The following is a 16297-nucleotide window of genomic DNA, read 5'->3' as shown; positions in this document are numbered from 1 at the left end:
CGCTCACGCCTCCAGCAGGGCCGCGACGCACGCCGCGCCCAGCGCCGCCGGGTCGGCGCCCAGTTCGTCGAGGGTGAGTGTGCGCAGCGCCGCGCGCGGGACCGCCGCCACCCATTCGGCGGCGACCTCGATCGGGTGGACCGGATCGTCGACCGCCCCGGCGATGCCCATCGGGACCGCCATCCGGCCCAGCTCGTCGAGGGTCGGAGCGACGTAGCCGGCCGCCTCGTCCATCGCGTCGGGCAGCGCAGGCCACTGGCCCAGCCAAGACCGGCTCAGCTCGTCGGCCAGCCACGGCGGGCTCGAGGCCCGCATCGTCGCGGTCGCCGCGGCGATCCCGTCGCGGCGCAGCAACTCCGCCGAGTGACGCGCGGCGGCCGCCGCAGGCGCCCACTGCGGGGATCCGGTCCAGGCGGGCAGGGCGGCCAGCACCCCGACCGCGCGACTCGGATGGGCCAGCGCCCACGCCGTGGCGACCGCCGCGCCGATCGAGACACCGCCGACCGCCACGGGACCCCCGCGCGCGGCCTCATCGAGCGCCTCGCGGTAGCCGGCGACGAGCCGGTGTGGTTGGGGCGGTGGGGTCACGACGGTGGCGCCGTGCGCGTGCAGGGCCGCCGAAAACGCCCGGTAGACGAAGTCGTCGTCGGACCCGGTGCCCGGCAGCAGGACCGTCGTGACGCCGCGCAGAGTGACCGTCATGCCTTGATCGTGCCTTGGCCCGAAACGGCCCGGCGTGGCGAGGTGACCCCACGTGGCATCTTGGAACCAACAGGTCTACCGTGGCGTTGATTGGGGTAGATCCACGGTGGATCTGCGATAGTCAGGAGAGGCCATGGCTACGGCCGAAGGGTATCTGCGCCGGCTGACTCGGCGGTTGACCGAAGACCCCGAGCAACTTGACGTCGAAGAGCTCAGCGACGAAGCCGCCATGACTGGCGCCCAGAAGGCGATCGATTGTCAGCGCGGCCAGGAAGTGACCATGATCGGCACCCTGCGCAGCGTCGAGTGCAACGGCAAGGGCTGCGCGGGCGGTGTGAAGGCGGAGCTGTTCGACGGCACCGACACCGTGATGCTGGTGTGGCTCGGTCAGCGCCGGATCCCCGGCATCGAGTCGGGGCGCACGCTCAAGGTGCACGGTCGCGTCGGCAAACTCGACACCGGCGCCAAGGCGATTTACAACCCGCACTACGAGATTCAGAAGTGAGCGGCCCCGGATCCGCGCCGGGCACCCCGAACAACCACAAGGCGAACGCCGTCCTCGAGCAGATGGGCGGCATCAGCGGCCTGATCTATTCGTCGCTGCCCGTTCTGGTCTTCGTTCCCGTCTCCCAACTCGCCGGCCTGATGCCGGCCATCATCTCGGCGCTCGGTGCGGCGGCGCTCGTGCTGATCTGGCGGCTGGTCCGCCGCGAGTCCGCCCAGCCCGCGATCTCGGGTTTCTTCGGCGTCGGGATCTGCGCGCTGATCGCCTACGTGATGGGCGAGTCCAAGGGCTACTTCCTGCTCGGCATCTGGACGTCGCTGTTCTGGGCGGTGGTGTTCGGCGTCTCGGTGCTGATCCGCCGCCCGGTCGTGGGTTATGTCTGGAGCTGGGTCAACGGCCACGGCCGTGACTGGCGCGCAGTCCGCAAGGCGGTGCGGGCCTTCGACATCGCGACCCTGGTCTGGGTGCTGGTGTTCGCCTCCCGCTTCGTCGTTCAGCACCACCTCTACGACGCCGACCAGACCGGGTGGCTGGGGGTGGCGCGCATCGCGATGGGCTGGCCGCTGACCGCCGTCGCCGCGCTGGTGACCTATCTGGCGATCCGCACGGCGCAGCGCGCGCTGCCGCCGGTGCAGGACGCGTCGCCCGACGAGGTCCCGGCCCAGCCGGATGCGCGCTGAGGACTCCGATCGACCGCTGATCGCGGTCGCGGTCCTCGCGTCGTTCGTGGCGTTCCTCGACGGCTCGGTGGTCAATCTCGCGTTGCCGGCGATCAGCCGCGAGTTCGACGCCGGTCTCGCGCTTCAGCAGTGGGTGCTCGACGGGTACCTGCTGGCGCTGGGCGCGCTGATCCTGGTGGCCGGCGCGGTGTCCGACCAGTTCGGGCGCCTCGCCGTGCTGCGCGCGGGCCTGGTCGTGTTCGCGGTCGCCTCGGTGCTGTGTGCGCTCGCGCCCACCGGCGCGGTGCTGGTCGCCGCGCGCGTGCTGCAGGGGGTGGGGGCGGCGTTCCTGGTGCCCAGCTCGCTGGCGATGATCAACGCCCGATTCACCGGCGCCGCGCAAGCCCGCGCGATCGGCACCTGGACGGCGTGGACCGGGACCGCGTTCGTGATCGGCCCCCTGCTGGGCGGGATCCTGGTCGACGCACTCGACTGGCGCTGGATCTTCGGGGTCAACCTGCTGCCGCTCGCCGTGACCCTGGCGCTGACCACCCGGCTGCCTGCCGACGAGCGCGGCGCCGGGCGCGACGGCCGCGTCGACGGGGTCGGCGCGACGCTCAACGCGGTCGGTCTCACCGCCGTCGTCTACGCGCTGATCGAGGGCCAGCGGCTCGGTTTCGCCCACCTCGGTGTGCTCGCGGGACTGGTGCTGGGCGCGGCGTGCCTGGCCGCGTTCCCGCTGTGGGAGCGTCGGGTCGCGCACCCGATGATGCCGCTGCAGATCTTCGCCGCGCGCAACTTCGCGGTCGGCAACCTCGCGACGGTGTTCCTGTACGCGGCGGTGTCGCTCGGCATGCTGATCGTGGCGCTGTTCCTGCAGGAGACGGTCGGCCTCGGCGCGACCGAGGCGGGGCTGGTGACGCTGCCGATCCCGGTGCTGTCGTTTCTGCTGGCCCGCTGGTTCGGCACGCTGGCGGGTGTGCACGGTCCGCGGCTGTTCATGGCGGTGGGCCCGGTGGTGGCCGCGGCCGGCTTCGTGCTGATGGCGGGGGTGCACGAGCCGGTCGATGTGTGGACCCAGCTGCTGCCCGGCCTGGTGGTGTTCGGCCTCGGCCTGACGATCACCGTGTCGCCGTTGACGGCGGCCGTGCTGGCCGCGGTCGAACCGTCACAGAGCGGTGTCGGGTCGGCGGTCAACAACGCGATCTCGCGGATCGCCGGTCTGATCGCGGTGGCGTTCACCGGTGTGATCGTCGGCAGCAGAGTCGATTTCGACGGTTTCCGGCAGGGCGCGTTGGTCACCGCGGCGCTGTTCGCGACGGCGGGTGCGGTGGCCGCGGTCGGGATCCGCAACGCGCAGTGCGACGTCACCCGCATACCGGCCGAGTCGGTCGCCGGGTGTCACGACCGGGCCACTCCGCCGCCGGCCGCCGCCCGCTGACCTCAGCGCTGCTGCGGATGCAGCAGCAGGTCCTGCAACTGGTCCTCGACCTCGGCCACCGCGACGAACAGCAACTCGTCGCCGCCCTCGAGCGGTTCATCGGATTCGGGCACGATGACCCGCGGCCCCCGCAGGATCGTCACCAGCGCACAGTCGCGGGGCAGTTCGAGGCGCTTGACCGGCTTGCCGCCCCACGGGGTGTCGTCGGGCAGCGTGATCTCCACGAGGTTGGCCTGCCCCTTGCGGAACTCCATCAGCCGCACCAGATCTCCGACCGCGACGGCCTCCTCGACCAGGGAGGCCAGCATGCGCGGGGTGGACACCGCGACGTCCACACCCCAGTTCTCGTCGAACAGCCACTCGTTGCGCGGGTCGTTGACGCGGGCCACCACCCGCGACACCGCGAACTCGGTCTTGGCCAGCAGGCTGACCACGACGTTGACCTTGTCGTCGCCGGTGGCGGCGATCACCACGTCGAACTCCTCGAGCCCGATCGACTCCAGCACGGTCAGCTCGCAGGCGTCGCCGAGCCGCCACTGCGCGGCGGGGATCGCGTCGACGTCGATGTGGTCGGGGTTGCGTTCCAGCAGCGTGACGTCGTGGGTGTCGACGAGTTCGCGGGCGATGGAGCGGCCGACGGCGCCGGCCCCGGCGATGGCGACCTTCATGTCAGCTCTCAATGTCCTCGCTCGGCGGCAGCGCCGCGATGGCCAGCGCTTCGGCGATGTGCCCGGCGATCGCGGCCAGGAACACCTGATCGCTGGCCTGGATGACGGTCTTGGGGTCGGGCAGCAGGCCGGCGCCGAACCGGATCAGAAACGCCACGCGGCCGCCGGTGGCCGCTTCGAGGTCGGTGATCCGCCGGCCCACCCACGATTCGTGGATCGCCAGTTCGGTCACCCCGACGTTGCCCGTGGGGTCCCGCCATTTGGCGGTCTCGGTCTCGCGGGTCAACACGTTGAGCAGGCGGTCGGTGGTCCACGGCACGGTCGCCACCGTCGGGATGCCCAGCCGTTCGTAGACCGCTGCGCGCTTGGCGTCGTAGATGCGGGCCACCACCCGCTCCACGCCGAAGGTCTCGCGGGCGACCCGCGCCGAGATGATGTTGGAGTTGTCGCCCGAGGACACCGCCGCGAAGGCGCCCGCCTCCTCGATGCCCGCCCGCAGCAACACGTCGCGGTCGAACCCCATCCCGAGGACCCGCTCGCCGGAAAACTCCGGCGAGAGCCGGTGGAACGCGGTGCTGTCCCGGTCGATGACCGCGACGTCGTGGCCGATCCGGGCCAAGCTGTCCGATAGCGACGCGCCCACCCGGCCGCAGCCCATCACCACTACACGCACTCCACGGTCCTTTCTGTCGAACCCGCGCAGTCGGAACGCTACAGCTTTCTGACGGCTGTTTGCCTTCGGGCTTACTCTTGGCAGTCGTGTCCAAGCTTTCCACCGTCGCGCGGCGGTTGGTTCTAGGCAGGCCGTTCCGCAGCGACACGCTTTCGCACACGCTGCTGCCGAAACGCATCGCCCTTCCCGTGTTCGCCTCCGACGCGCTGTCCTCGGTGGCGTATGCGCCGGAGGAGATCTTCCTGGTGCTGTCGGTGGCCGGTCTGGCCGCGTACTCGATGACGCCGTGGATCGGATTGGCCGTGGCCGGGGTGATGGTGGTGGTCATCGCGAGCTACCGGCAGAACGTGCACGCCTATCCGTCCGGCGGCGGCGACTACGAGGTGGTCACCACCAATCTGGGCCCGACCGCGGGACTGACGGTGGCCAGCGCGCTGCTGGTCGACTACGTGCTCACCGTTGCGGTGTCGATGTCGTCGGCGATGTCGAACATCGGGTCGGCGGTGCCGTTCATCAACCAGCACAAGGTGCTGTTCGCGGTGATCGCGATCCTGCTGCTGGCGTCGATGAACCTGCGCGGCATCCGCGAATCCGGGATCGCGTTCGCGATCCCCACCTACGCGTTCATGATCGGCATCTTCGCGATGCTGGGCTGGGGGTTCTTCCAGATCTTCGTGCTCGACGAACAGATCCGGGCCGAATCCGCCGGCTTCGAGATGCATTCCGAACACGGGGAGATCCTGGGCTTCGCGCTGGTGTTCCTCGTCGCGCGGGCGTTTTCGTCGGGCAGCGCGGCGTTGACCGGGGTGGAGGCCATCAGCAACGGTGTGCCGGCGTTCCGCAAGCCGAAGTCGCGCAACGCCGCGACGACGCTGGCGCTGCTGGGCCTGATCGCGGTGACGTTGTTCATGGGAATCATCATGCTGGCCAAGGAAACCGGCGTGCAGATCGCCGAGCGGCCGCACGAGCAGCTGGTCGGCGCTCCCGCGGACTACCACCAGAAGACGCTCATCGCGCAGCTGGCCGACGCGGTGTTCCACGACTTCACGATCGGGCTGTTCCTCATAGCCGGCGTCACGGCGCTGATCCTGGTGCTGGCGGCCAACACCGCGTTCAACGGTTTCCCGGTGCTGGGTTCGATCCTCGCGCAGGACCGGTACCTACCGCGTCAGTTGCACACGCGCGGTGACCGGCTCGCGTTCTCCAACGGCATCCTGTTCCTCGCGCTCGCGGCGATCGCGTTCGTGGTGGCGTTCCGCGCCGAGGTCACCGCGCTGATCCAGCTCTACATCGTCGGTGTGTTCGTCTCGTTCACGCTCAGCCAGGTCGGCATGGTGCGGCACTGGACGCGGTTGCTGCGCACCGAGACCGAACCGGTGATCCGGCGCCGGATGGTGCGGTCACGGGTGATCAACACGATCGGCTGCGCGTGCACGGGCACCGTGCTGGTCATCGTAGTCGTCACGAAATTCGTTGCCGGAGCGTGGATCGCGATCCTGGCGATGGGCGCGATGTTCGTCATCATGAAGTTGATCCGCAAGCACTACGACACCGTGGCGCGCGAACTCGAGGAGCAGGCCGCCGAGGAAACCGACATGGTGCTGCCGAGCCGTAACCACGCCGTCGTGCTGGTGTCCAAACTGCACCTGCCGACCATGCGCGCGCTGGCCTACGCCAGAGCGACCCGACCCGACACGCTCGAGGCGATCACCGTCAGCGTGGACGACGGCGAAACCCGCGCGCTGGTGCACAAGTGGGAGAACAGCGACATCAGCGTCCCGCTCAAGGTCATCGCCTCGCCGTACCGCGAGATCACCCGCCCGGTCCTCGATTACGTCAAGCGGATCAGCAAGGAGTCCCCGCGCACCGTCGTCACGGTGTTCATCCCCGAGTACGTCGTCGGCCACTGGTGGGAGCAGATCCTGCACAACCAGAGCGCGCTGCGGCTCAAGGGCCGCCTGCTGTTCGAACCGAACGTCATGGTGACTTCGGTTCCGTGGCAACTCAATTCGTCGGAGCGGCTCAAGACGCTGCAGCCGCAGTCGGCGCCCGGTGACGCGCGCAGGGGCTTCCTCGAGTGAGCGATCAGCCCGCCGAACTGACCCTGACCGTCGGGCCGCCCGCCAACGGCGGCAGCTGTGTGGCCCGCCACGAGGGCCGGGTGGTGTTCGTGCGCTACGCGCTGCCCGGCGAGACCGTCCGGGCCCGGGTGGTCAGCGACCGCGGATCCTATTGGCACGCAGAGACAATCGAGGTTGTCGAACCGTCGCCGGACCGCGTTCCGTCACTCTGCCCGATCGCCGGCGTGCACGGTTCGGGTTGCTGCGACATGGCGTTCGCCACGCCCGACGCGGTGCGCCGGCTCAAGGGCGCAGTCGTGGCCAACCAGCTGTCGCGGTTGGGTGGCTACCACTGGCGCGACGAGTCCGACGCCGCCGCCGAACCCGTCGGCGACACCGGCGCCACCGGATGGCGCACCCGGGTCCGGCTGGACACCGCCGCCGACGGGCGGGCCGGGTTTCACCGCTTCCACAGCGACGAACTGGTCACCGACCTGTCCTGCGCGCAGTTGCCCGCCGGGATGCTCGACGAGCTCGACACGCGCGCCTGGCCGCCGGGCGCGCACCTGCACATCGCGCTCGACGACGATGGCCGTCGCCACGTCGTGCAGTCCGGTCCGCAGCCGGCCACCAAGACCGCGCGCAAGGCGCTCACCGAGGTGATCGAGGGCGACTACGAGGCGGTCCAGCGCGTCGGCGGCCGGACCTGGCGGGTGCCGGTCACCGCGTTCTGGCAGGCGCACCGCGACGCCGCGCGGGTCTACAGCGAGCTGGTGGCCGGCTGGGCGCAGCTCAGCGCGGGCATGACGGCATGGGACTTGTACGGCGGCGCAGGGGTTTTCGCGGCGGTGCTGGCCGATGCGGTGGGCGAGACGGGTGAAGTCGTCACCGTCGACACCTCGCGGGGCTCAGCCCGCGCCGCGCGCACCGCGCTGGCCGACCTGGGCTGGGTGTCGGTCGTCACCGACTCGGTGCGCCGCGCCCTGAGCACCCGGCGCCGCCGCGCCGACGTCGCGGTGCTCGATCCGCCGCGCACCGGTGCCGGCCGCGAGGTGGTCGACCTGCTCGCCGCGGCCGGCGTGCCGCGGGTGATCCACATCGGCTGTGAGGCCGCGGCGTTCGCCCGCGACGTCGGGCTCTACCGGCAGCACGGCTACGACGTCGAGGAGGTGCGGGTGTTCGACTCGTTCCCGCTCACCCACCACGTCGAGTGCGTCGCGATCCTGAGCCGCTGACTCCGACAGAAACGGGTATCCCGCAAGGGATGCAGACCTTCCTGCCCTGCCCGCGGTTCGACGAGACCGCGCGTGTGCTGGACACGAAACGCCTCGGCAAGCAGCGGGTGGAGGCCATCCAGGTGGTGCGGGCGCTGACGGTGCCCGGCTATGGGTGGCGCCACCACCCGGCCGCCGCGATGTGGGCCGGCTACGAGGAGGCGCTGGTCCGCTACGGGCTCGACATCTGCGCGGCGTGGTGTCTGCTCGGGCACGCCGACACCTGCGCGACGACGATGGTCACCGACCTCACCCAGAACATCGGTATCGGCACGCCGCGCACCCAGGACGAACTGGCCGCGGCGGGGGAGTTGCCGCCGTGGCTGGGCGACGCGGCGTTTCACCGCAGCCACCAGTCGGTGCTGGTGCGCAAGGACCCCGGCCACTACCGCACGTTCTTCCCCGACGTTCCCGACGACTTGGAGTACGTCTGGCCGGGATCGGACCGGCCGCGCCGCGTCGCGATCTGATTCAGCCGCCGAAATGGCGCGCGAGACGTCGTTGCCGATGGCTGAACAGCGCGCCGATGCCCGCCGCGATCACCGGTGTCAGCACTCGCAGCGGGCCACGCAGTTCGAAGGTCAGGCGGTCGCGCACCACCGTGCGCGCCTCGTCGACGGGGTCGAGCGTGCGTTCGTGGCGCCACAACCGCATGCTCAGCATCGTCGACTCCTCGTGGAAGCCGCGGCCCGGCCACAGCTCGGCGATCATCAGGTCGTCGTAGTCGAACGGCAGCACCCCGAACAACCGCAGCCAGCACCGGCCGACCGGCGTGCCGACCGGGACGGTGTCGACCGTCAGGTCGCGGGCGCCGCGCGGCATCGACATCGTCATCCACGGCCGCATCTCGTCGTTGATGCCCTCGGGGGTGACGATGCGCTCCCAGACGCGCGCAACCGGCGCGTCGACGGTGCCGGCACGTTCGATGATCATCGTCGTGTCAACGTAACCGAGCCGCCATCGTCTGCGGGTCTCTTGTCGCGTTGATAGGTTCAGTCGCGGTGTGCCGGGAAGTCTGGTCGGCGTTCGATGGACACTGCCTACCGGGAGAACCGATGACCGAGCCCCGCCCGACCCGGCGACTGCTGACCCGCGGCTCCTGGCCGGAGACCAAACGGCTCGCCGAGGTCCTGCGCCGGGAGACAGTCGGCGGCGCGGTGCTGCTCGTCGCCGCCGCGGTCGCGCTGATCTGGGCCAATTCGCCGTGGTCGGGCGCCTACTTCGCGCTGCGCGACCTCGAACTCGGCGGCGACCCCTTCGGCCTGCACCTGACCCTCACGGTCGGGGCGTGGGCGGCCGACGGCCTGCTGGCCATCTTCTTCTTCGTCGTCGGGCTGGAACTCAAACGCGAATTCGTCGCCGGTGACCTGCGCGATCCGGCCCGCGCGTCGCTGCCCATCGCAGCCGCCGTCGGCGGCATGATCGTGCCTGCGCTGATCTTCGCCGCGGTGACTGCCCATGTCGGGGACGGGGCGCTGCGCGGTTGGGCGATCCCCACGGCCACCGACATCGCGTTCGCGGTCGCGGTGTTGGCGGTGATCTCGACGCATCTGCCGTCGGCGCTGCGCATCTTCCTGCTGACGCTGGCCGTGGTCGACGACCTGCTGGCCGTCCTGGTGATCGCGGTGTTCTACACCGAACAGATCAACGTGATTGCGCTCTCGTCGATGCTCGTCCCGCTGGCGCTGTTCACGCTGTGCGTGCAGCGCCGCATCCGCTCCTGGTGGCTGCTGATCCCGCTGGCGGTCTGCACGTGGGTGCTGATGCACGAGTCCGGCGTGCATGCGACGGTGGCCGGCGTGCTGCTCGGCTTCGCGGTTCCGGTGAAGCGCTCCGAGGCCACGGGCGGCCCGGACGCCGGCCCGGGCCTGGCCGAACACTTCGAGCACCGCATCCGACCGATCTCGGCTGGCATCGCGGTTCCGGTGTTCGCGTTCTTCGCCGCAGGCGTGAACATCGGCGGGTTCTCGGGTCTGGGCGAGGCATTGACCGACCCCATCGCGCTGGGCATCGTATTCGGGTTGATCGTCGGAAAACCGGTCGGCATCTTCACGACGACCCGGGTGTTGGCCGGTGTGACCCGCGCCAACCTCGACGCCGAGCTTCGTTGGGTCGACGTGCTCGGCATCTCGATGCTGGCCGGGATCGGGTTCACGGTTTCGCTGCTGATCGGCGACCTCGCCTACGGGCTGGGCAGCGATCGTGACGATTTCGTGAAGATCGGCGTCCTGGTCGGGTCGGTGTGTTCCGCCGCGTTGGCGGCTGTCCTGTTGCGGCTGCGAAACCGCCAGTACCGGGCCATATGGGAGGAGGAGACCGCCGACTCCGACGACGACGGTGTGCCCGACATCTACCAGTCTCGGCAGGACTGACTACGACGGGGTTGCGTAGACTGACGGAATGCTTGAACAGATCCGCGGTCCCGCCGATCTGCAGCACCTTAGCCAGCCGCAGCTGAGCGATCTGGCGCGCGAGATCCGTGAATTCCTGATCCACAAGGTCGCTGCAACCGGCGGGCATCTCGGCCCCAACCTCGGCGTCGTCGAGCTCACCCTGGCGCTGCACCGCGTCTTCGACTCGCCGCACGACCCGATCATCTTCGACACCGGGCATCAGTCCTACGTGCACAAGATGCTGACCGGGCGTAGCCACGAGTTCGGCTCGCTGCGCAAAAAGGGCGGGTTGTCGGGTTATCCGTCGCGCGAGGAGAGCGAGCACGACTGGGTGGAATCCAGCCACGCCAGTGCGGCGCTGTCCTACGCCGACGGGCTGGCCAAGGCCTTCGAGCTGTCCGGGCACCGCAACCGGCATGTGGTCGCCGTCGTCGGCGACGGTGCGCTCACCGGCGGCATGTGCTGGGAGGCGCTCAACAACATCGCCGCTTCGCGACGCCCGGTCGTGATCGTCGTCAACGACAACGGCCGCAGCTACGCGCCGACGATCGGCGGGTTCGCCGAGCACCTGGCCGGGCTGCGGTTGCAGCCGGGCTACGAGCGCGTCCTCGAAGAGGGCCGCAAGGCGGTGCGCGGCGTCCCGGTCATCGGCGAGTTCTGCTACCAGTGCATGCACTCCATCAAGGCCGGCATCAAGGACGCCCTGTCGCCGCAGGTGATGTTCACCGACCTCGGCCTCAAGTACGTCGGGCCGATCGACGGCCACGACGAGCAGGCCGTGGAGTCCGCGCTGCGTCACGCCCGCGGGTTCAACATGCCGGTGATCGTGCACGTCGTCACCCGCAAAGGCATGGGCTACGCGCCCGCCGAGAACGACGAGGCCGACCAGATGCATGCCTGCGGCGTCATCGACCCCGAGACGGGGCTGGCGACGTCGGTGCCGGGTCCCGGCTGGACGTCGACGTTCTCCGAGGCGCTGATCGCGCTGGCCGCCCGCCGCCGCGATGTGGTGGCCATCACCGCCGCCATGCCCGGGCCGACCGGCCTGACCGCGTTCCGGCAGCGGTTCCCCGACCGGTTCTTCGACGTCGGCATCGCCGAACAGCACGCCATGACGTCGGCGGCGGGCCTGGCGATGGGCGGGCTGCATCCCGTCGTCGCGATCTACTCGACGTTCCTGAACCGCGCGTTCGACCAGCTGATGATGGACGTCGCGCTGCACAAACTCCCGGTGACGATGGTGCTGGACCGCTCGGGTATCACCGGTCCCGACGGCGCCAGCCACAACGGCATGTGGGACCTGTCGATGCTGGGCATCGTGCCCGGGATGCGGGTGGCCGCGCCGCGCGACGGTGCCCGGCTGCGTGAGGAACTCGGCGAGGCGCTCGAGATCAACGACGGGCCGACCGCGATCCGGTTCCCGAAGGGCGATGTGGGCGAAGACATCCCGGCGCTGGAGCGCCGCGACGGTGTCGACGTGCTCGGCGTGCCCGCCGAGGATCTGTCCGACGACGTGCTGATCGTCGCGGTCGGGCCGTTCGCGGCGATGGCGCTGTCGATCGCCGACCTGCTGCGCAACCAGGGCATCGGCGTCACCGTCGTCGACCCGCGCTGGGTGCTGCCGGTGCCCGAGGTGATCGCCGAGCTGGCCCGCGGGCACAAGCTCGTCGTCACGCTCGAGGACAACGGCGTCAACGGCGGTATCGGCTCGGCGGTGTCGGCGGCGTTGCGGCGCAGGGAGATCGACGTGCCGTGCCGCGATGTCGGCCTGCCGCAGGAGTTCTTCGCGCAGGCGTCGCGCGGTGAGGTGCTCGCCGAGGTCGGGCTGACCGACCGCACGGTGGCGCGCCAGATCACCGGCTGGGTCGCCGCGCAGGGCGCAGCCGTCACCGAGGCCGAGGTCAGCGAGCGCCTGGACTAGTTCTCGTCGGCCACCTCGGCGGCCTCGTCGCTGGCGCCGCGGCGCTGCACCCGCAGCACGAAGATCGACACCGTCAGGATCAGCACCAGGCCGCCGAGCACGCCGACCTGCACGATGGCGCGCGCGAACTCCGGCCCGTTGGGCACGAGTTTGGCGGCCTCGACGGACATCACGACGATCTCCTTGATGCACGCCAGGATTCCGACGATGAGGAACGGTTCGGCGACGATCTCGTGTGAGCGCAGCGAGGTCCGCACGGCGTAGAGCAGTTCGACGAAGATGAAGATCAGCAGCAGGCCGTCGAGCACCTCGAGCATCACCGTGCTGGTGGGGCTCGAGCCGAGGCCGCGGATGATCGTGTTGACCTGCGCGACCAGCAGCGCCACGGACCCGGCGAGCAGAACGACGGCGATCGCCCAGTAGACCGCGTCCTCGGCGAAGCTCAACACGCGGTCGGCGAACCGTTGCCGGTCCTCTTCGTGTTCGGTCTCGTCCTGCTCCGCCATCCGCTCACGCTATGCGGTTTCGTGCGCGGACACGGGCACTTCGGGGCGGTTCACCGCGGGCGCGTGCTGAGGCTCGCCAGGCAAACGATAGGGTTGACGCATGAAATCGGTTGGCGTCGTTCGTATTCTGCTCACCGCGCTGCTGTTGGCGGGCGCGGTCGCGGGGATTCCGGTGGCGTCGGCGGCGGCGCCACAGTGGTCGGATCTCGACGTCCGCCACTATGACGGGCCGATCCCGGCGCCCGGCGGGTTGATCGAATCGGTTCCGCTGGATCCCGCGCTGTCGGTGGCCGGAGCGGGCGCGGCCTACCGCATCCTCTACGCCACCATCGACCAGCACGACCGTCCGGCGGTCAGCACGGCGGTCGTCTTCACGCCGAAAACACCGCCGCCGCCCGGCGGTTGGCCCGTCGTGGCCTGGGCGCACGGCACCGTCGGCCTCGGGGACGACTGCACACCGTCGGCACGGGCCCGCAGCGACCGCGACAACGAGTACCTGACGCACTGGCTCGACCAGGGCTACGCGGTGGTGGGCAGCGACTACGCCGGGCTGGGGACCCCGGGCCTGATGAGCTACCTCAACAGCGTCACCACGGCACGCGGCGTCGTGGACTCGGTCATCGCTGCCCGCCGGATGGGGTTGGCGCTGTCACCGAAATGGGCCGTCGTCGGCCAATCGCAGGGCGGGGCGGCGGCGGTCGCGACCGCGCGGTGGGCCAGCGAGTTCAGCGCCGGCGCGGGACTGGACTACCGCGGCGTGGTTGCCACCGGCACCCCGGCCCACGTCGAGACCATCGTCAAACAGGCCGGCCCCGACATGGCGGTGCCGGCGGCGCTCGGCCCGGTGGCCAACGCCTACACCGCCTACATCGTCGCCGCGCTGCGCGAGGCGCGCCCCGACCTCGACCTGAACCGCATCCTCAGCCCGGCCGGTCGCCGAGCCGCCGACCAGGCCGAAACCCAATGTCTGGCAGATCTTTCCGCGGCCCTGGCCGACGCGACCGTCCCGGGTTTCTTCACTGCGCCGTTGACCTCGATACCCGGCGCCGCGCAGGCCGTCGATGCGTACATGGGCATCCCGGCCGACGGCTACGACCGGCCGATCTTCCTCGGCGTCGGCCTGCGCGACCGCGACGTGCCACCGGATCTCACGCTGCGGTTCAGCGAGCAACTGTCGGCCCACGATCAGGACGTCACGCTGCGGGTCTATCCCGACGAAGACCACTCCGGCACCGTGCTCGCGTCGCTGGCGGACTCGACGCCGTTTCTGGCGCGCCAGTTCGGCTGACCGCCGCGGGTAGGCTGCGGCGGATGGACGCCGAGTTGCAGCGCTGGAAGGCCGCGGGCCAGTTCTTCGACTATCTGGGCTTCGAGATCTTCTACCGGGTCGACGGGCCGCCGCTGGGCACTGCACCGATCCTGCTGGCCGTGCACGGCTACCCGTTCAACTCGTGGGACTGGTCTATGATCTGGCCGGCGCTCACCGAACGCTTCACCGTCATTGCCCCCGACATGATCGGGATGGGCTTTTCGGCCAAACCGTCCGCGTACGGGTACTCGGTGCCCGACCACGCCGATATGCACGAGGCGCTGCTCGACCACCTGCAGGTCGACCGCTGCCATCTGCTGGCCCACGATCTCGGTGATTCGGTGGGCCAGGAACTGTTGGCGCGCAGCGAGTTCGGCCAGCACGCGTACGGGACGGTGCGCTACGAGTCGATCACCTGGCTCAACGGTGGGCTGTTCAACGAGGTTTACACGCCGCGGACGATGCAGAAGCTCATGTCGGGCACCCCGCTGGGTGATGTGCTGAGCGCGCTTCAAGGCAGTCCGCTGTCGCGCCGGATCCTCGAACCCACGGTCAACGAGATGTTCGGCCCCGACACCAAACCGTCACGCGAACTGATGGACCGGTTCCACGAGATCCTCGAGTACAACGACGGCAAGAAGGTGCTGCACAAGGTCGGCCGGTTCATCGGCGACCGCTACACCCACCGCAACCGGTGGGTGCGCGCGATGCGGCAGACGGCGGTCCCGATGCGCCTCATCGACGGCCCGGTCGACCCGAACTCCGGCGCGCACATGGCCCGCCGATACGCCGAGGTCATTCCCGACGCCGATGTGGTGATGCTCTCGGACCGCATCGGTCACTGGCCGCAACTCGAGGCGCCCGATAAGGTGCTGACGCACTTCTTCGCCCACGTGGACAAGGTGCTCAGTGCTTGAGCGCCTCGGCCAGCACCGGCACCGTCAACTCCCGCTGCCAGGGCCGCGCCCGCGCGTCGCGCAGGAACTCATCGACCGTGGCCGCGATGTCGTCGGTATCCGCACGGAGCTCCCAGTCCCAGCACAGCCGGCGCACCACGTCGGGGGAGATCAGATTCTCCGTCGGCACCGAAACCCGTTGCGACACAGTGGCCAACCCGGCGCGGACCGCCTCCAGCCGGGCAGCGGCCTCGGGCTTGCGCCTGGCCCACCGCGACGCCGGCGGGGGACCGTTCGACGGCTCCTGCGAGCGGGGCGGGTCGTCGGTGCTGCGTGCGCGCGCCAGCGCGTCCAGCCACACCTTGGCGCTGCGCCGCTGGCGGTTGCCGCCGAACACGGGCAGCGCGGTGAGCTTGTCGACGGTGTCGGGGTCGGTGGTCGCGGCATTGATGATCGCCGCGTCGGGCAGGATGCGTCCGGGCGCGATGTCGCGGCGCTGGGCGATTTGGTCGCGGGCGGTCCACAACTCGCGGACCGCGGCCAGCGCGCGCGGGTCGCGGATCTTGTGGATACCTGACGTGCGCCGCCACCTTTCCCGCCGGGTGGGCGAGGCCTCGAAGGTGCGCAGATGCTCGAATTCCTGTGCCGCCCATTCGGTTTTGCCCTGCTCCTCGAGCACACCGGCGATGGCGTGGCGCAGGTCGATGAGCACTTCGACGTCGAGTGCGGCGTAATTGAGCCACTCGTCGGGCAGCGGACGTTGCGACCAGTCCGCGGCGCCGTGGCCCTTCATCAACTGCAGCCCCAGCAGCCGTTGCACCATCGCGGCGAGGTTGACCTTGTCGTAGCCGGCCAGCCGGCCCGCCAGTTCGGTGTCGTAGAGCCGCAGCGGCCGGATGCCGAGTTCGGCCAGGCACGGCAGGTCCTGGTCGGCGGCGTGCAGCACCCACTCGTCGGTGCCGAGCACCTCGGCGACCGGCGCCAGCGTCGCGACCGGATCGGCGCCGTGGCTGACCGGGTCGATCAGCACCGTACCCGCGCCGTCACGCCGAATCTGAATGAGGTAGGCCCGATTCGAGTACCGGAACCCCGACGCCCGCTCGGCGTCGACGGCGAACGGTCCGTGCCCGGTCGCCAAAAGCTCTGCGGCCCTGCGGATCTCGCTGACGCTGATCGACAGGTCCGGCACCCCGTCGCGGGGCGCCAGCAGCGGGGTGGCGTCGGGCTCGGCCGGTTCGCTCGGTTCGGCGGCCACCTCGGACGAGTCGGCTGGTTCGCGGTCGACCATCG

The 16297-nt window shown here is 70.1% G+C and carries 16 protein-coding genes; 10 read left to right on the top strand and 6 right to left on the bottom strand.

Features of this window, described 5'->3' with window-relative positions:
- Window positions 1-3: 3 nt before the first annotated feature.
- Window positions 4-702 (bottom strand): serine aminopeptidase domain-containing protein, encoded by a 699-nt coding sequence (locus BLW81_RS23340; protein ID WP_083409241.1) that lies wholly within the window; start codon window positions 700-702, stop codon window positions 4-6.
- Window positions 703-835: 133 nt separating this feature from the next.
- On the opposite strand from BLW81_RS23340, the gene BLW81_RS23335 reads away from it, so the two are divergent.
- From BLW81_RS23335 to BLW81_RS23325, 3 genes are read left to right on the top strand one after another with little or no spacing between them, the layout of a single operon-like run.
- Window positions 836-1207: an OB-fold nucleic acid binding domain-containing protein gene (locus BLW81_RS23335; RefSeq protein WP_083409240.1), complete on the top strand. Its 372-nt coding sequence runs from the start codon at window positions 836-838 to the stop codon at window positions 1205-1207.
- Window positions 1204-1887: a DUF3159 domain-containing protein gene (locus BLW81_RS23330; RefSeq protein ID WP_235632073.1), complete on the top strand. Its 684-nt coding sequence runs from the start codon at window positions 1204-1206 to the stop codon at window positions 1885-1887. The genes BLW81_RS23335 and BLW81_RS23330 overlap by 4 nt, the downstream gene beginning before the upstream one ends.
- The gene (locus BLW81_RS23325) at window positions 1877-3307 is read left to right on the top strand and encodes an MFS transporter (RefSeq protein ID WP_083409239.1); all 1431 of its coding nucleotides are present in this window, start codon (window positions 1877-1879) and stop codon (window positions 3305-3307) included. The genes BLW81_RS23330 and BLW81_RS23325 overlap by 11 nt, the downstream gene beginning before the upstream one ends.
- A 2-nt stretch (window positions 3308-3309) precedes the next feature.
- Here BLW81_RS23325 and BLW81_RS23320 read toward each other — a convergent pair whose 3' ends face one another.
- Both BLW81_RS23320 and BLW81_RS23315 read right to left on the bottom strand, forming a co-directional pair.
- The gene (locus BLW81_RS23320; RefSeq protein ID WP_083409238.1) at window positions 3310-3975 is read right to left on the bottom strand and encodes a potassium channel family protein; all 666 of its coding nucleotides are present in this window, start codon (window positions 3973-3975) and stop codon (window positions 3310-3312) included.
- Window position 3976: 1 nt separating this feature from the next.
- On the bottom strand, window positions 3977-4648 hold the full coding sequence (locus BLW81_RS23315; protein WP_083409237.1) for a potassium channel family protein: 672 nt from the start codon (window positions 4646-4648) through the stop codon (window positions 3977-3979).
- A gap of 77 nt (window positions 4649-4725) precedes the next feature.
- Between BLW81_RS23315 and BLW81_RS23310 the strand changes: the two genes are divergently transcribed.
- From BLW81_RS23310 to BLW81_RS23300, 3 genes are read left to right on the top strand one after another with little or no spacing between them, the layout of a single operon-like run.
- Entirely contained in the window at window positions 4726-6729 is a 2004-nt protein-coding gene (locus BLW81_RS23310) for an APC family permease (RefSeq protein ID WP_197680336.1), read from the top strand.
- Window positions 6726-7943: a class I SAM-dependent RNA methyltransferase gene (locus tag BLW81_RS23305; protein WP_083409235.1), complete on the top strand. Its 1218-nt coding sequence runs from the start codon at window positions 6726-6728 to the stop codon at window positions 7941-7943. The genes BLW81_RS23310 and BLW81_RS23305 overlap by 4 nt, the downstream gene beginning before the upstream one ends.
- Before the next feature lie 29 nt (window positions 7944-7972).
- Window positions 7973-8452, top strand: a complete 480-nt coding sequence (locus tag BLW81_RS23300; protein WP_083409234.1) for an MSMEG_6728 family protein — start codon at window positions 7973-7975, stop codon at window positions 8450-8452.
- 1 nt (window position 8453) lies between these two features.
- On the opposite strand, the gene BLW81_RS23295 is transcribed toward BLW81_RS23300, so the two are convergent.
- Window positions 8454-8915 (bottom strand): Rv1443c family protein, encoded by a 462-nt coding sequence (locus BLW81_RS23295; RefSeq protein WP_083409233.1) that lies wholly within the window; start codon window positions 8913-8915, stop codon window positions 8454-8456.
- Between the two features lie 122 nt (window positions 8916-9037).
- Between BLW81_RS23295 and nhaA the strand changes: the two genes are divergently transcribed.
- Together nhaA and dxs are read left to right on the top strand one after the other, a co-directional pair.
- On the top strand, window positions 9038-10354 hold the full coding sequence (gene nhaA, locus BLW81_RS23290) for a Na+/H+ antiporter NhaA (protein ID WP_083409232.1): 1317 nt from the start codon (window positions 9038-9040) through the stop codon (window positions 10352-10354).
- A gap of 28 nt (window positions 10355-10382) precedes the next feature.
- A complete protein-coding gene (gene dxs / locus BLW81_RS23285; RefSeq protein WP_083409231.1) occupies window positions 10383-12296 on the top strand; it encodes a 1-deoxy-D-xylulose-5-phosphate synthase in 1914 nt (637 codons plus the stop codon).
- Here dxs and BLW81_RS23280 read toward each other — a convergent pair.
- Complete coding sequence (locus tag BLW81_RS23280) at window positions 12293-12802, bottom strand: phosphate-starvation-inducible PsiE family protein (RefSeq protein ID WP_083409230.1); 510 nt, start codon at window positions 12800-12802, stop codon at window positions 12293-12295. The two genes, dxs and BLW81_RS23280, sit on opposite strands and share 4 nt — an antisense overlap.
- Before the next feature lie 100 nt (window positions 12803-12902).
- Here BLW81_RS23280 and BLW81_RS23275 point away from each other — a divergent pair, with 100 nt between their 5' ends.
- Complete coding sequence (locus BLW81_RS23275; protein WP_083409229.1) at window positions 12903-14090, top strand: prolyl oligopeptidase family serine peptidase; 1188 nt, start codon at window positions 12903-12905, stop codon at window positions 14088-14090.
- 23 nt (window positions 14091-14113) lie between these two features.
- A complete protein-coding gene (locus BLW81_RS23270) occupies window positions 14114-15028 on the top strand; it encodes an alpha/beta fold hydrolase (RefSeq protein WP_083409228.1) in 915 nt (304 codons plus the stop codon).
- Here the strand turns inward: BLW81_RS23270 and BLW81_RS23265 are convergent.
- A complete protein-coding gene (locus BLW81_RS23265; RefSeq protein WP_083409227.1) occupies window positions 15018-16295 on the bottom strand; it encodes an HRDC domain-containing protein in 1278 nt (425 codons plus the stop codon). The genes BLW81_RS23270 and BLW81_RS23265 overlap by 11 nt on opposite strands.
- Window positions 16296-16297 lie beyond the last annotated feature (2 nt).

This window comes from Mycolicibacterium rutilum (assembly GCF_900108565.1).
GTDB lineage: Bacteria > Actinomycetota > Actinomycetes > Mycobacteriales > Mycobacteriaceae > Mycobacterium > Mycobacterium rutilum.
This window is presented reverse-complemented; position numbering and strand designations above follow the sequence as displayed.

Excerpts from the sequence above, each read along its gene's own strand:
- BLW81_RS23340 (WP_083409241.1), bottom strand. The coding sequence starts at position 702 with ATGACGGTCACTCTGCGCGGCGTCACGACGGTCCTGCTGCCGGGCACC.
- BLW81_RS23335 (WP_083409240.1), top strand. The coding sequence starts at position 836 with ATGGCTACGGCCGAAGGGTATCTGCGCCGGCTGACTCGGCGGTTGACC.
- BLW81_RS23325 (WP_083409239.1), top strand. The coding sequence starts at position 1,877 with ATGCGCGCTGAGGACTCCGATCGACCGCTGATCGCGGTCGCGGTCCTC.
- BLW81_RS23320 (WP_083409238.1), bottom strand. The coding sequence starts at position 3,975 with ATGAAGGTCGCCATCGCCGGGGCCGGCGCCGTCGGCCGCTCCATCGCC.
- BLW81_RS23300 (WP_083409234.1), top strand. The coding sequence starts at position 7,973 with ATGCAGACCTTCCTGCCCTGCCCGCGGTTCGACGAGACCGCGCGTGTG.
- BLW81_RS23295 (WP_083409233.1), bottom strand. The coding sequence starts at position 8,915 with ATGATCATCGAACGTGCCGGCACCGTCGACGCGCCGGTTGCGCGCGTC.
- nhaA (WP_083409232.1), top strand. The coding sequence starts at position 9,038 with ATGACCGAGCCCCGCCCGACCCGGCGACTGCTGACCCGCGGCTCCTGG.
- dxs (WP_083409231.1), top strand. The coding sequence starts at position 10,383 with ATGCTTGAACAGATCCGCGGTCCCGCCGATCTGCAGCACCTTAGCCAG.
- BLW81_RS23280 (WP_083409230.1), bottom strand. The coding sequence starts at position 12,802 with ATGGCGGAGCAGGACGAGACCGAACACGAAGAGGACCGGCAACGGTTC.
- BLW81_RS23275 (WP_083409229.1), top strand. The coding sequence starts at position 12,903 with ATGAAATCGGTTGGCGTCGTTCGTATTCTGCTCACCGCGCTGCTGTTG.
- BLW81_RS23270 (WP_083409228.1), top strand. The coding sequence starts at position 14,114 with ATGGACGCCGAGTTGCAGCGCTGGAAGGCCGCGGGCCAGTTCTTCGAC.
- BLW81_RS23265 (WP_083409227.1), bottom strand. The coding sequence starts at position 16,295 with ATGGTCGACCGCGAACCAGCCGACTCGTCCGAGGTGGCCGCCGAACCG.